Source organism: Nodosilinea sp. FACHB-141 (genome assembly GCF_014696135.1).
In the GTDB taxonomy this organism is placed as follows: Bacteria; Cyanobacteriota; Cyanobacteriia; order Phormidesmidales; family Phormidesmidaceae; genus Nodosilinea.
Genome location: NZ_JACJPP010000012.1, coordinates 316374 through 330150 on the forward strand (window position 1 = coordinate 316374; position 13777 = coordinate 330150).

Genomic DNA, 13777 nt, shown 5'->3' on the forward strand with positions numbered 1-13777 from the left:
GCATGAATCTCAAAACGCTAGAAAATCTTTGGACGGCCTTTGTAGAAGGGGAGCGAGACTTTACCGGCATCAATCTGGCCGGAGCCGACCTCAACCACTGGAGTTTAGCCAGGGTTGATTTTTGGGGGGCCGACTTTAGTGGGGCAAACCTTACCCAAGCTAATTTTCGTCGGGCTAACCTCAAACAGACCCAGTTCTGCAACGCCAAACTGGTGGGGGCCGACCTGCGCTGGGCCGATCTGCGCGAGGCCGTGCTGACCGGGGCCAACCTCGATGATGCGCGTTTGGAAGGAGCCCTCTACAATGCCCAAACTCAGTTTCCCGAAGGATTTAACCCTGGGCAGGCCCGCATGTGGAGCCTGGCACCAGGGGCGGCCCTCGCGACTAAAGATTTGCGAGAGCGCGATCTGGGCGGCACCGACTTAACTGCTGCCGATCTCAGCGGGGCACTGCTGGTGAACAGTCAATTGTTTGGGGCGGTGCTAAGACGCAGCAACCTGCTCAGTGCTCTGATTGGCGATAGCGATCTGCGCTACGCTGACCTGCGTCAGGCCACGCTGATGTTGGCCGACCTGCGTGGAGCCGACCTGCGCCATAGCGACCTGGGCCGTGCCAATCTAATTGGGGCCAACCTGCGAGGGTGTCAGCTAGCCCACGCCAACTTAGACGGTGCCCTCTACTCTGACAGCACCCATTTCCCACGAGGGTTTCAGGTGCCTGAAACGCTGCACCACCTGGCCCCAGGCGCATCCCTGTGGGGAGCTGACCTCAGCGGGGCAAGGCTGACTGGCATAGACCTCAGTGGGGCCAATTTAGCTGGGGCTAACCTTATGCACGCCGATCTGTGGGGCGCTTGTCTCGCCAACGCTGACCTCAGCGGAGCGAACCTGCTGGGAGCAAACCTGCTGGGGACCGACCTGACTGGAGCCAATCTCAACCAAACCAACCTGATGCAAGCAATCATCGACATGCCGGGAGACGTAGCGGGGACGGTTGCTTTGGATAGCCAGCCAGCTTAGGCGCTGGGATTGGGTACAAGGTTGACGGGGTAAGAAACGATTTAGAACCCTGTGCCTTTGTCCCCATCCCTCGGCTTACAACAGTGTCATCTGGCTGCCATCGCCCGGTAGCGCTTCGTCATAGCCCAGATGGCGGCGGGCGGCAGGGGTGACCACTCGGCCCCGGGGAGTGCGCTGTAGATAGCCAATTTGCAGCAGGTAAGGTTCGTAGACTTCCTCAATGGTTTGGGGGTCTTCGCCCGTGGAGGCGGCCATGGTATCGAGACCAACGGGACCACCGCCAAAGTTTTCGATCATCACTGACAGCAGGCGGCGATCGGTCCAGTCGAGGCCGCAGGGGTCAACGTTGAATAGTTCTAGCGCTTCGGCAGCTAGGGCGGCGGTAATGGGGCCTGCCCTCTTAACCTCAGCATAGTCGCGCACTCGTCGCAGCAGGCGGTTGGCAATGCGAGGGGTGCCCCGGGCGCGGCGGGCAATTTCTTCAGCTCCGGCGGGTTCAATGGGGGTTTTGAGGACGTCGGCGGTGCGCAACACGATGGGCTGAAGCTCATCGATCTCGTAGAAGCGCAGCCGCTGGATGAGACCGAAGCGATCGCGCAGCGGAGAACTCAGCGCTCCTACCCTGGTCGTTGCCCCTACCAACGTAAACGGGCACAGCGGAATGCTGCGAGTGCGGGCCGACTGCCCTTTGCCAATGGTGATATCCAGCCGTGAGTCTTCCATGGCTGGGTAGAGAATTTCTTCGGTCACCCGGGGCAGCCGGTGGATTTCGTCAATAAACAGCACATCCCCCGGCTTGAGATTGACTAGCAGGCCAGCAATGTCGCGGGGGCGCTCTAGGGCAGGGGCCGTGGTGATTTTGCAGGTCACCCCCATCTCCTGGGCCAAAATTAGCGCCATGGTGGTTTTGCCCAGCCCTGGCGGCCCATACAACAGCAGATGGTCAAGCGGCTCTTGCCGCGACTGAGCCGCCTGAATGGCAATGCCCAGCACTTCCTTTAGGGAAGATTGGCCAATGTAGTCTTGCAATCGCTGGGGCCGCAGGGTGTCTTCTGGGGCCGTGGATGGTGCCGCCTCGGTAACTTCATCCCCTAAATCTTCTGGCTGCATCTCCCCACCTTTGACGAGGGAGAGTAGCGGCTGCAATTCAACCGCTTCGGAGGGCTGTGCTGACGGTTTAGACTGGGCTCGCTTGGGCTTAGCTGAATCGTCGGCGGTGTGAGAAGAAACAATGGCCATAGGGGGAGCCTAATGGGCGGCCCCCCCATAATACTGTGGTGCATTTGCACTATCAAGCCATTGGTCAGCGCTACAGCAGGATGAGCAGCCCTACGCCAAAGCCGAGCATGCCTAAAATAACTGAACCTAGGCCGTCGCTTTTAGGTTCTGGGGAGAGGCTCAGGTCTTTTTCAAAGTCGCATTTGAGACAGTGGTACACCGTGGGCTTGTATTCCACAATGCTGTGAACGCCGCATTCGGGACACTGTACGCTGGGTGGGGTGAGGGTAGATACAGTCATGGCTACACACCTAATGGGTAAACGGGCAACCAGGAGAACCTCAGACTAGGTTTGAATTGCTTCAAAAACCAGACTGAAGGATTCGCTCAACAGCAGAGAACACCCCAACAGCATGGAACAAATGTCCTGGTTGCGCGAGGGGAAAAACTTCTGAAAAATTCTGTTCTTAATTCAGGAGTTATTTGCTGATGTGCGATCGCGATCGGCTTGGCTAGGGCGCGTGTAGCAAAACAAGGAACACAGAAAGGCTTAAAAACGAAAAAATGCCTAATAGGTTCAACTTTTGGCTTTTTTTGGCTGTCTTCACCTCAGGTTCACTGGCTGTAGGGCCACTAATCGCGGTCAATTTGCCCATGCCGACGGGTATTGCCGACTAGACCCGACTAAATCCGATGGCTGTTGTCGCTGTGCAAAAGGCAAGCTGAGCCTAGCGATTTAGTGATATTTGCGATGCCCACACCAAAGTTTTTGAAACAGGCAGCGATTGCCCTGATTGGTTTTGAGGTGGGGCTGGCTTTGACCTATTTGGCCCTAGTCAATCGGCGGGGCGAGGCGGGGCTATTTGACTTTAATGGGTTGCGATCGCTGCCCTCTTGGCTACAGGCGATCCTGCTGGGCACGATTGGGCTGCTGTGTGTGGGTGTGCTGCGGTCTCGGCGGCACATGGCTAGGCCGATCTCCTGGGTGCTGCCTAGTGCTGTGGCGCTGCTCTGCTTCTTGGGTGCTGCGGATGAGTTGCTCAAGTTCCATCTCACCCTGCGGCAGGTGGACTGGAAATTGGTCTACCTCAGCCTCTTGGTGGCGATCGCGGTGTTGGGGTTTCGAGATTTAGTCTGGCTGTGGCGTACCCACCGGCCCACGGTACTGGGGGTGCTGGCGGGGCTGGGGATTTTCTTGCTGGGCGGGTTTGGAACCGAGATGGCCAAGGATGCGATCGCGGCAGCGCTACCCTCTCATTCCTCATCGGCAACCGTCCTTCTAATCGAGCATCTCCGCATCACCCTAGAGGAACTGGCAGAACTTCTGGGTGAAACCATCATTCTTTATGCCGTGGCCTGCTTTGCCCAACAGGTTTCACATACCCAGGCGCAAACGTTCAATTATCCCTAAGGCGGTTTCTGGTGCCCTCAAACAGACTTGGGCAGGCTGTTCTATCGCCGCCGCAACCACATCAGCACGGCTAAACCAAGACCGATTGCCGGCAGCACCAGCAGGGCAAATACTCCCAAACCAATCTGCTGCTGCACCGTTAAGGTAATGCGGCGGTTGGTGACTTCGCGGGGGCGAATGGAGAGGGTAGCGTCGGTTTGCTGACCCAGCCAGCTGACGGCATTGAGAAAGACATCGCCATTGAGCTGCTGCTCAAATAGGCCATCGGTGGCAAAGGTGGCGTTGCCAATCACGACTAGGCGCGACTCCGGCGGTGGTTCACCTTCGGCAGCAGCGGCCCCATCAACGGGGCGACTGAGGGCGACCCCCAGGGTGTAGGGGCCAGAGGGCGGCGCGTTTTCGTCGTATTGCAGCTCGCCCTCGGTAGAGAGGGCTTCGGCCCGACTCTGGGGGTTGCTCTGGAGAATGGGCGTTGCCGTTACCCCCGGCACTTCTTCGACATTGACTGGCCGCACCAAGGGGAAGAACGATCGCCCGCCGGTGAAGTCGCGGGTGATCGGGTGGTCGCCGAAGTCGGTGACTAGCGGAGCGGCGGGGCCAAGGCCGACGAGCTGACCGCTACCGGAAGTATCGAGCACAATGCGATCGTCGAGGGTGATGCCCCACGGGTCGAGCAGGGTGTCGAGGCCGGGGCTAGTGCGCGGATCGATCAGCAGCATGAGGCTGCCGCCGCCGTTGAGGTAGGTTTGCAGCGCCTTAACTTCGGGCTCAAAGAATTCGGCGGCAGGGCCAGCCACTACTACGACGCTGGCGTCTTCGGGTACGGTGCTGGTTTTAGACAAGTCAAGGGGCTGCACCACAGCGCTTTTATCTTCGAGGGCGGTGGCCGCCTGCAAAAAGCCGGTGTCGCTGCCGTCGATGGTGAACTCCTGGTGACCCTGAGTGAAGTAGACGGTGAGGGCGCGATCGCTCACCACCTGATCTAGAGCATTGGTCAGCGTACGCTCCGACAGCCGCTCGCTGGGGCCGACATTCTGCAAAAAGCGGCGATTGTCGCCACTCTCCACAAACACCATGCCCGTTTGGGTAGCGCCAAAATCCTGGGCCTGGCGAGGGTCGTTGTAAGGGTTAACGTAGTCAAAGGTAAACTGCGGTCCGGCCTGGCGGTAGCTTTCGAGCAGCTGGCGATCTTGGGGGTTCGGCAGCGGGTCGAATACGACGACGCGGGTGGGATTTTCTAGGGTCTGTACCACCTGCTGTGACTGAGGGGCCAGGGTGAAGATTTGGTTCTCGGTGAGGTCTACTCGGCTGGCATAGCGCACGGCTAAGAAGTTCACCAAGCCCAAAATAGCCAGCACCGCCAGGGTAGAGACCAGGGCATTGGCCCCCGCCTCGGTGGAGCGCTGCGCCCAAAACCGACCCTGCCCCTGGTTGCCTAGCACTAGCCCGAGCAAGAGCAGACCAATGCCTCCCACCAGTAGGCCCGCAGGCAGCAGAGTCCATCCGGCGACGATGCCCGCAATAAGCCCCGCCGTTACTAGGGCCAACCCTGGCAACGCCAGGTATTTCAAATATTTTTGGTAGGCCGCAAACGATTTCATCGCCATTACCCGCTACTACTAACCTGCTGACGTCAAATGGATTGATTGGGTACTAGGACCGCTGGAACCGGAGGGTCTCGATGGATTGAGCAGTGAGATACAGCCCCAGCCCAATAAAGGAGAGAAACAGCACCAGGCCACCGGTGTCGAAAATGCCTTCGGTAAAGTCGGTGAAGTGCTTGAGCAGGGACAGATGGGCGATCGCGCTACCCACCACTCCTGGCAGCCCCTGGGCCACCGCATCGACCAGCCACAGCAGCAAAATCAGCGCAAAGGTCATGATCGCCGCCAGCACCGTGCTCTCCGTCAGCGACGAGATGAACATGCCCAGGGCCAATACGCTGGCTGCCATCAGCACCAATCCTAGGTGAGACAGCAAGAATACCCCTGACCCCGTAGACGGTTCGGCGGCCCCCAGGGCGATCGACTGACACACCATCAGCGGCAGCACCATCGCAATGTAAAAGCTCACCACCGCCAGCAGCTTGCCCAGGGCCACCGCCCAGTTAGTTACCGGTGAAGTCGCCAGCAGTTCCAGCGTGCCCTGCTTGCGCTCGTCGGCGTAGAGCCCCATCGACAGCATGGGCAGCACAAACATCGACAGCGACCCCAGCAGCCCCACGTAGGCTTTGTTGAACTCGTAGGCCACATCAAAGGGCGGCGACGGAGGCATGCCCATCTGCACCGCCTGATCGGCCATCGCCGCCTGCGCCAAAATGCCCTGTGGCCCCAGCAAAATTGCCACTAAGAAGAAGCCCCCCAGCAGCCAAAACACGGCGGCGATAATGTAGGGCAGAGGCGAGGCGAAGTAGCTTTGCAGCTCGCGCTGGTAGATGGCGAGGATGTTTTTGAAGAGAAGGGTCATGGGCGGGGAGTGGGAGGGTGGGTGAGTGGGAGGGTGGATGGGTAGGGGGTGAGGATGAGGGGGAAATTCAAAATATAAAAGCCAAATGGCTAAGCCTCGGATTCATCTGGCGCTGGCTCGATGGTGGGGAGCTCGGCGAAGGCTTCGGGGGGTGCTGTTGGCCCCGTAGCGGGTTCGGTGGTGGTGAGGTTGAGGAAGACGTCTTCGAGGGTGGCCTGCTGGCGGCGCAGCTCGTGGAGTTCGAGGCCGGCGTTAACGAGGGCGGCGGCGATCGCACCCCCTAAACCCCGATCGGCTTCGGCACTCACTCGCAGACGGTGATGATACTCTGGCAGGTGCTCTAGTCCTAGTAGGGTCACCTGGCGCACGGGAGACAGCTCGCGCAACAGGCGCTGGGCTCTATCCACATCCCCCTTGATCTCGAGTTCGTAGGCCGATTCGCCAGAGAGGCGAGTGGTGAGATTGTCGGGGGTGTCGGTGGCGACGACCTGGCCGCGGTTGATAATGGTGACGCGATCGCAGGTCATGCTCACCTCCGGCAAAATGTGGGTGGAGAGAATGATGGTGTGGCTACCCGCTAGCCCTTTAATCAACTGCCGCACTTCATTAATCTGGCGAGGATCCAACCCTACCGTCGGCTCGTCCAAAATAATCACCGGCGGGTCGTGGATGATGGCTTGAGCAATGCCTACCCGCTGTCGATAACCTTTTGACAGCTTGCGAATCAGCACTTTGCGCTTGTCGATCAGACCGCAGTGATCCATTGCAATATCGGCTCGCTTTTGGCGTAGATCAGCGGGCACGCCCTTGATTTTGGCGACAAAGTTGAGAAAGCCCTGCACCGTCATATCGGGATACAGCGGCGGCGACTCGGGCAGGTAACCAATCCGCTGCCGCACTGCCATGGAGTCGCTGTGCACGTCGTACCCCGCCACTCGGGCCGTACCTTCAGACGCTGGGAGATACCCCGCCAAAATTCGCATGGTGGTAGTTTTACCTGCCCCGTTCGGCCCCAAAAAACCGAGAATTTCCCCAGGCTGTGCCCCAAAGGTGATGTCTCGAATGGCCGTGGTAGACCCGTAGGTCTTACTCAGGTGCTCAACTTCAATCATGGGTGTAGAACCGCCAGCAAACCAGTGGATATTGTACTGCTGATTACAGTAGCGATTTTTCCTCCCATTGCGTTTAAGTCGCCAAATCTGGTCAACCCCCTCATCGCCCCACCTTCCTCATCTCTCGCTAGCTACCCTCTACTACAATGGCCAGGTCTATTGGACCAGAGACCGTAGCTTAGAATGGATCTATTTAAGCGCCAGATGTGGATCAACTTTCTGGGATTGTTGCCCGGCAGCTTGGTCACAATATTAGTGATTGCTATCGCGTTCCTGAGGTTCTATGACGAACAAGACTTCCAATTCCTCAGCATCGTCGCCCAGCCCCAAACCTGGAGCAACCGACTCACTGTGGCAGCCCTCCTGGCTGCACTGGCTAATTTCGGCGTTGAGTGGAACCGTCGAAATCGAGAAGGAAACCGCGAGGCTGAAGCAGGAGAACGCGAGACTCGCCGAGAGAGAGAAGAAGCTCGAAGAGATCAACAGGCGGCTCTTAGAGATCGACAAGAAGTACGCTACCGTAAAGCCCAAATCCGACACCAATTAGACCCTGGTGAGTCGAACCGACAAGAGCTGAAATCGGTAATGGCAGCGCTTGAAGAGTATGAGCAGACCCTGAACGAAGCTCTCAGTTCCTAACTTTAGGACAGGGTTGCGGATCGCGGGTCGCGATCGAGCAGTGATCAATCAAGCAGGGCTGTTTGTAGGCATCCTCAGTTTCCAAAGGCGGCGGAGTCTGGCCGAAGATCATTTCGCAGCTAAAGTCTTCGAAGTTTGGCACCATCGTGAGGGGAATGCCGAAGTCTTCGGTGAAAAAGCGTTGGGTGGGCAGCTTGCACATATTGACGCACATGCCGACACAGCGGCTTTCATCCAGGTAGCGGCACTTCTTGATTTGGACGCCGCTGCGCTGCTCTCTAATTCGCCCCTGTTCGTCGGTGAATTCTACAGTTTTGACTTCGCAGGGGCCGACCAGCCACTCGAATAGCCGCGCGGCAAACCAGGCGTTGAGTTCGCAGACTAGCTGGGTTGGCGAAAACAGGTTGCGAATTAGCCACAGCACTGGAGATGGCACCAGAGACTTGAGCACTACGGCGACGAGTGCCTGCTGCTGCTGGGCATTGCGCCCCTGCATAATCTGGGTAGATAAATCGACAACGCCGTCGTAGCCGCTGTGAGCGGTGTCTTTGCCCACGGCTTTGGCCATCTTGCGGCTAAACAGCCAAATGAACAGGCGATCGCCCACACCATCTTGATAGGTTGCTTTTTCTGAGGTGGGGCCAAGGCCCGTGGCCGGGGGCGATGCCATAGTAAACCAGGAATAATTACTTACTCCAGATTAATACTTGAGCGGGCGAGGTGACAGCGGGGGGCAAAATCTCTACCCCAGGCTGCTGCCGGCAAACTGCTGGGCATAGAACTGGGCGTAGCGACTCTGGTTGGCCAATAGTTCGCTGTGGGTGCCCGCTTCAATTACCTGACCCTTTTCCATCACCAAAATGCGATCGGCGTCGCGCACGGTGGCCAGCCGGTGAGCAATGATGAAGACGGTGCGATCGCTCATCAGCCGCTCCAGCGCCTCCTGCACTAACGCCTCAGACTCAGCATCTAGGGCAGAGGTGGCTTCATCCAAAATCAGAATGCGGGGGTTGAGCAGCACGGCCCGGGCGATCGCTACCCGCTGCCGCTGCCCCCCCGACAGATTCACGCCGCGCTCGCCCATCCAGGTGTAGTAGCCCTGGGAAAACTGGCTGATGAAGTCGTGGGCGTTGGCAATGCGGGCGGCGGCTTCCACCGCTTCAATGTCAAAATCTTTTTGGCCAAAGGCTATATTTTGGGCGATCGTGCCCGAAAACAGCGTCGTTTCCTGGGGCACAATGCCAATCTGTCGCCGCAGGCTGCGCAGGGTGACGGTGGCCACATCCACATCATCGATGAAAATCTGGCCCGACTGAGGGTCGTAGAACCGGGGCAGCAGGTTGACCAGAGTCGATTTCCCCGCCCCTGAGGATCCTACTAGAGCAATTTTTTCGCCGGGAAGAGCTAGCAGATCGAGATTGCGCAGCACGGGCTCATCAGTCTCGTAGCCGAAGGTGACGTTGCGGTACTCGACCCGCCCGGTGACTTTGGGCAGTTCGGCAGCTGTGGGCAGCTCGCGCACCGCTGACTCAATCTCGAGCAGCTCGATCACGCGGTCAACGGAAGCCTCACCTTGCTTAAACTCGCCATAGTTGATGATGACGTGGTTCACCGGGTCAATCAGCATTAGCGCGGCAACTACGTAGCTGCCAAAGGAGGCCCCAGTGAGATTCTCCTGGGAAATTTGCCAGGTGCCCACCAGCAAAATCAGCATTACCACCACGGCATAGGTAAAGCCCACCACCGGGTACTGCACCGCCTGAAGCCAGGCCGCCTTGTACTTGGCCTGGCGGTTTTTCTCGGCCTCGTGAGTAAAGCGCTCGACTTCGTAGTCTTCAGCCGCAAAGGCTCGCACTAGGCGAATGCCGCTAAACACTTCAGTGACCAGCGACGATAGGTCAGAGACCAGGTTTTGGCTGCGCCGCGAAAACTTCAGCATTTGCTCCCCAAACCACCCAGCTAGCACCGCCAGAATGGGGACTAAGACCACCGCCGTTAGGGTTAGCTGCCAGTTGAGGTAGACCATATAGCCCAGCACCACTACCAGCTGCAGCACCGAGGGCAAGAAGTCGTGGAACAGCTTTTGCACCACCTCGCCGATGCGATCGATGTCTTCAGTCAGGCGGTATGACAGGTCGCCGGTTTGGCTGCGCTCAAAATAGGTGAGGCTGAGCCGATGAATGTGGGTGTACACATCTCTGCGCAGATTAAAGGCCACCTCTAAGGCGGCCTTGGCCATCAGCGAGTCTTGAATGTATTGACCAATCTTTTGCAGCGCAAACCCGGCCATGGTGATGGCAATAAAGCGTGACACCACAGGCACGTTGCCTGCCGCCAACTGCTCCAAAATATTCCCTGATAGCCAGGCCAAAATGGGCCAAAAAGAGACAAAAATGACGGTGCCAAACAACGCTTGCAAGATCGTGGGCCACTCGCGCCGTACGTAGGGGGCAAGCGTCCAATATTTGGAGCCTTCAGCGGAGCGCTCGGGGTTCAAGGGCAAAACCTTCGCAATGGCATACTGTTCACCACGCTACCAGGTTTGGAGTGTTCCAGGTAATGTCGTATCCAGGGATTTGGCTAGACCGTCCTGGCTGAGGGCAGGTACGCCCTCCTATTGAAATTTTTAATCGGAATTAGCTGGAACCGTCTTAAGCCCAATCTGCTGGGAGCGTGCCATTTTGCCTAACGGGCAAGGCACTACAATTGACCCATGGCCTATGTTTGAGGGATGTGTTGCCGATGCCCACGGTTATTGTTGCCACCGGAAACCCCGGCAAGCTGAAAGAGATGCAGGTGTATTTAGGCGATCTTGGCTGGGAGCTGCAGCTCAAGCCCGACGCGATCGATATAGAAGAAACCGGCACCACGTTTTTAGAGAATGCGCGGCTCAAGGCGGCAGGGGTAGCCAAAGCCCTGGGCCAGTGGGCGATCGCCGACGACTCGGGCTTAGAGGTTCACGCCCTCGGCGGTGCCCCCGGCATTTACTCAGCCCGCTACGCCGACAGCGACGCAGCCAGAATCGATCGCTTGCTTCAGGAGCTAGAAAAATCTGGCGATCGCGATCGCAGCGCCCAGTTCATCTGCGCCCTGGCCCTCGCCAACCCCCAGGGCGACATTGTGCTTGAAACAGAAGGCATCTGCCCCGGCGAGATCTTGCGGGCCCCCCGTGGCGCTGGCGGCTTCGGCTACGACCCAATTTTCTATATGCCTGCCCTGGACAAAAGCTTTGCTGAAATGTCGGCCGAGCAAAAAGACGCCAACAGCCATCGGAGCATTGCCTTTGGTCAACTAATGCCCCATTTAAAGCAGTTAACCCTAGGATGACCCAACCACGGTTAGGTCATCCTAGGGTCGATTGGAAACTGGTGTGCGTTCGCCCCCATGGGCGGGTCTTGAACTATCGCCCCAGTGGGACCAGTCTTTGACCATCGCGCACTAGCCTCGCAGGCAAATCCTAAGCTTCTCGATTGAGGAAATCTTGCAGTTGCCCCAGAGCAGCCCGGCCAATGTTAAACACAGCCCAGCTTGCGGCCACAGCAATCGGCAGTAAAACAACAACGACTCGCCAATCCATAGGGCATGCCCTCCTAAACTAGTTTTACTTAAACACTTGTCACAATTTTCTCATAATGTACACCACATGGGGCGATCGCAGGCCGAGAGATTTCTCAATCTAAACTAAAGCTGACCCCCTTAAGGGCGTCAAGATTGCCTGAACCGCTGCCTTGTCGGGCCCCAATGGCATCTCCACAGCCATTGTCTCTTTGGGTGTCTGTCCCTGGCCGCAGTTAACGAAATGATCAGATTGCTGTGGCCCCAGAGCTGGTTATGGCGACCCCCAAGATGACTTGCAAAGCGATCGCTAGGTAATCGCTAATAAGTGAGGCATTTCCTTATACATAGGCAGGCTAGCCGCAGAAAAGGTTTGAGCTGGCCTGGGGCGCGATTGTCGCTTAACCTGCACTTTGGTTTGAATCATTAATGTATTGGCTAGCGAAAAAGGTGGGCTGCGATCGCCCCTAAAAAATTCTCTGAATACAAGAAATAAAGGGGCTCAAGTTACCCTTTTCCTAAGCTTGAACGACAGTCTAATTTAATTTTCTCAGAGTTATTAACTTGTGAAAACTTCCCTTACCAAGAGCGGCGGTGATTCTGTAGTTTGTTACTTAACCTGTCATAGCCCTGCAAATCTAAAGCCCTATGGGGTCGTTCCCAGGCTGGCTTGAAACTTTCTAGGGACTAGGCTGTTAAGCGCTGTAAACCTGATTCTTAGGCCTCTCCCTTGGCCGTCCAGTGGAGAGCGTTTGTGTCTCAGGGGCTTGTAATGCCTGAAACGGCTTATTTAAGCTTTCTATAGACTCAGGTTTATCCGTCTATTGAGTAGGAAGCGCCTTTATCCGCTCTGTATTTTCGAGTAGAAGAGAGGAGAGTCCCATGACGATAAGTCCCCCTGAACCGGGACAAAAAGTCAGGGTCGTGGTTGATAAAGATCCGGTACCCGTCTCATTTGAGCGATGGGGCAAGCCCGGCCACTTCGACCGCACGTTAGCCAAGGGGCCCAAAACCACCACCTGGATTTGGAACCTGCACGCTGACGCCCATGACTTTGACACTCACACCAGTGACCTAGAAGATATTTCACGGAAGATCTTCAGCGCTCACTTTGGCCACTTAGCCGTTATTTTTATCTGGCTCAGCGGCATGTACTTCCACGGTGCCAAGTTCTCAAACTATGAAGCTTGGCTAACTAATCCCACCGGTATTAAGCCCAGTGCCCAGGTGGTTTGGCCCATCTTTGGTCAAGAAATTTTGAATGGCGATGTGGGCGGTGGTTTCCACGGTATTCAAATCACCTCTGGCTTATTCCAATGGTGGCGGGCCAACGGCATTACTAACAGCTTCCAGCTCTACGTCACCGCCATTGGGGCGCTCGTAATGGCGGCTTTGATGCTGTTTGCCGGCTGGTTCCACTACCACAAGCGCGCTCCCAAGCTGGAGTGGTTCCAGAACGTGGAATCGATGATGAACCACCACCTGGCCGGGCTATTGGGCCTGGGCTGTTTGGGCTATGCCGGTCAGCAGATCCACGTGTCGTTGCCCATCAACGCCTGTATGGATGCGATCGATGCGGGGCGGCCGTTAACCATTGGTGGTCGGGTAATCGACTCAATAGGGGCGATTCCCTTGCCCCACGAGTGGATCCTCAACAAGGCTTTAATGGCCGACCTATACCCCAGCTTTGTCGAGGGTATAAAACCGTTCTTCACCCTGAACTGGAATGTCTATTCTGACTTCCTCACCTTCAAGGGTGGTCTGAACCCCGTGACCGGTGGCCTCTGGCTGTCGGATACGGCTCACCACCACCTGGCGCTAGCTGTGCTCTTCATTGTTGCGGGCCACATGTACCGCACCAACTGGGGCATCGGCCACAGCATGAAGGAGATTCTAGACAACCACCAGGGCGACCCGCTGCTGTTTGGCGGTCGGGGTCACCAGGGTCTGTTTGAAGATCTGACCACCTCCTGGCACGCTCAGTTGGCGGTCAACCTGGCCATCTTGGGGTCGATCACGATTATCGTGGCGCACCACATGTACGCCATGCCTCCCTACCCGTACCTGGCTACCGATTACCCCACTCAGCTGTCGCTGTTTACCCACCACATGTGGATTGGCGCCTTCTTGATTGTGGGTGCTGGGGCCCACGCCTCCATCTTTATGGTGCGTGACTACGATCCGGTGGTGAACCAAAACAACGCTCTGGACCGCATGCTGCGATCGCGAGATGCGATCATCTCTCACCTCAACTGGGTGTGTATTTTCCTCGGCTTCCACAGCTTTGGTCTATACGTCCACAACGACACCATGCGCGCCCTGGGCCGTCCCCAGGACATGTTCTCTGACACCGCCAT

Annotated in this window: 13 protein-coding genes; 5 read left to right on the top strand and 8 right to left on the bottom strand. The window is 57.1% G+C overall.

Annotated features, from left to right (window positions below; genetic code table 11):
* The first annotated feature begins 2 nt into the window (after positions 1-2).
* Positions 3-1019 carry a pentapeptide repeat-containing protein gene (locus H6F59_RS13795; protein WP_190700731.1) on the top strand — a complete coding sequence of 339 codons (1017 nt, stop codon included), beginning with the start codon at positions 3-5 and terminating at the stop codon, positions 1017-1019.
* Between the two features lie 75 nt (positions 1020-1094).
* Here the strand turns inward: H6F59_RS13795 and ruvB are convergent, their stop codons facing one another.
* On the bottom strand, positions 1095-2258 hold the full coding sequence (gene ruvB, locus H6F59_RS13800) for a Holliday junction branch migration DNA helicase RuvB (RefSeq protein WP_190700734.1): 1164 nt from the start codon (positions 2256-2258) through the stop codon (positions 1095-1097).
* Between the two features lie 70 nt (positions 2259-2328).
* Complete coding sequence (locus H6F59_RS13805) at positions 2329-2538, bottom strand: hypothetical protein (RefSeq protein ID WP_190700738.1); 210 nt, start codon at positions 2536-2538, stop codon at positions 2329-2331.
* 450 nt (positions 2539-2988) lie between these two features.
* On the opposite strand from H6F59_RS13805, the gene H6F59_RS13810 reads away from it, so the two are divergent.
* The gene (locus tag H6F59_RS13810) at positions 2989-3648 is read left to right on the top strand and encodes a hypothetical protein (protein ID WP_190700741.1); all 660 of its coding nucleotides are present in this window, start codon (positions 2989-2991) and stop codon (positions 3646-3648) included.
* 41 nt (positions 3649-3689) lie between these two features.
* On the opposite strand, the gene H6F59_RS13815 is transcribed toward H6F59_RS13810, so the two are convergent.
* The 3 genes from H6F59_RS13815 to H6F59_RS13825 all read right to left on the bottom strand — a co-directional run bounded on the left by H6F59_RS13815 (position 3690) and on the right by H6F59_RS13825 (position 7226).
* On the bottom strand, positions 3690-5255 hold the full coding sequence (locus H6F59_RS13815) for a Gldg family protein (RefSeq protein WP_190516890.1): 1566 nt from the start codon (positions 5253-5255) through the stop codon (positions 3690-3692).
* Between the two features lie 46 nt (positions 5256-5301).
* Entirely contained in the window at positions 5302-6114 is an 813-nt protein-coding gene (locus tag H6F59_RS13820; protein ID WP_190516893.1) for an ABC transporter permease, read from the bottom strand.
* 89 nt (positions 6115-6203) lie between these two features.
* The gene (locus tag H6F59_RS13825) at positions 6204-7226 is read right to left on the bottom strand and encodes an ABC transporter ATP-binding protein (protein ID WP_190700743.1); all 1023 of its coding nucleotides are present in this window, start codon (positions 7224-7226) and stop codon (positions 6204-6206) included.
* A gap of 283 nt (positions 7227-7509) precedes the next feature.
* Between H6F59_RS13825 and H6F59_RS27335 the strand changes: the two genes are divergently transcribed.
* Positions 7510-7773 (top strand): hypothetical protein, encoded by a 264-nt coding sequence (locus H6F59_RS27335; protein WP_190700747.1) that lies wholly within the window; start codon positions 7510-7512, stop codon positions 7771-7773.
* Positions 7774-7854: 81 nt separating this feature from the next.
* On the opposite strand, the gene H6F59_RS13835 is transcribed toward H6F59_RS27335, so the two are convergent.
* Positions 7855-8535 carry a DUF4033 domain-containing protein gene (locus H6F59_RS13835; RefSeq protein ID WP_190700751.1) on the bottom strand — a complete coding sequence of 227 codons (681 nt, stop codon included), beginning with the start codon at positions 8533-8535 and terminating at the stop codon, positions 7855-7857.
* Between the two features lie 72 nt (positions 8536-8607).
* A complete protein-coding gene (locus H6F59_RS13840; protein ID WP_190700754.1) occupies positions 8608-10362 on the bottom strand; it encodes an ABC transporter ATP-binding protein in 1755 nt (584 codons plus the stop codon).
* 245 nt (positions 10363-10607) lie between these two features.
* On the opposite strand from H6F59_RS13840, the gene rdgB reads away from it, so the two are divergent.
* Positions 10608-11192 (top strand): RdgB/HAM1 family non-canonical purine NTP pyrophosphatase, encoded by a 585-nt coding sequence (gene rdgB / locus H6F59_RS13845; RefSeq protein ID WP_190700759.1) that lies wholly within the window; start codon positions 10608-10610, stop codon positions 11190-11192.
* Positions 11193-11322: 130 nt separating this feature from the next.
* Here the strand turns inward: rdgB and H6F59_RS13850 are convergent, their stop codons facing one another.
* Entirely contained in the window at positions 11323-11442 is a 120-nt protein-coding gene (locus H6F59_RS13850) for a photosystem II protein Y (protein ID WP_106871929.1), read from the bottom strand.
* Between the two features lie 860 nt (positions 11443-12302).
* Here H6F59_RS13850 and psaA point away from each other — a divergent pair.
* On the top strand, positions 12303-13777 hold a 1475-nt coding region (psaA, locus tag H6F59_RS13855; RefSeq protein WP_190700764.1), incomplete at its 3' end, for a photosystem I core protein PsaA.

Bases quoted from the DNA above. Each gene is read 5' to 3' on its own strand.
- H6F59_RS13795 (WP_190700731.1), top strand. From the start codon at position 3: ATGAATCTCAAAACGCTAGAAAATCTTTGGACGGCCTTTGTAGAAGGG.
- ruvB (WP_190700734.1), bottom strand. From the start codon at position 2,258: ATGGCCATTGTTTCTTCTCACACCGCCGACGATTCAGCTAAGCCCAAG.
- H6F59_RS13805 (WP_190700738.1), bottom strand. From the start codon at position 2,538: ATGACTGTATCTACCCTCACCCCACCCAGCGTACAGTGTCCCGAATGC.
- H6F59_RS13810 (WP_190700741.1), top strand. From the start codon at position 2,989: ATGCCCACACCAAAGTTTTTGAAACAGGCAGCGATTGCCCTGATTGGT.
- H6F59_RS13815 (WP_190516890.1), bottom strand. From the start codon at position 5,255: ATGGCGATGAAATCGTTTGCGGCCTACCAAAAATATTTGAAATACCTG.
- H6F59_RS13820 (WP_190516893.1), bottom strand. From the start codon at position 6,114: ATGACCCTTCTCTTCAAAAACATCCTCGCCATCTACCAGCGCGAGCTG.
- H6F59_RS13825 (WP_190700743.1), bottom strand. From the start codon at position 7,226: ATGATTGAAGTTGAGCACCTGAGTAAGACCTACGGGTCTACCACGGCC.
- H6F59_RS27335 (WP_190700747.1), top strand. From the start codon at position 7,510: ATGACGAACAAGACTTCCAATTCCTCAGCATCGTCGCCCAGCCCCAAA.
- H6F59_RS13835 (WP_190700751.1), bottom strand. From the start codon at position 8,535: ATGGCATCGCCCCCGGCCACGGGCCTTGGCCCCACCTCAGAAAAAGCA.
- rdgB (WP_190700759.1), top strand. From the start codon at position 10,608: ATGCCCACGGTTATTGTTGCCACCGGAAACCCCGGCAAGCTGAAAGAG.
- H6F59_RS13850 (WP_106871929.1), bottom strand. From the start codon at position 11,442: ATGGATTGGCGAGTCGTTGTTGTTTTACTGCCGATTGCTGTGGCCGCA.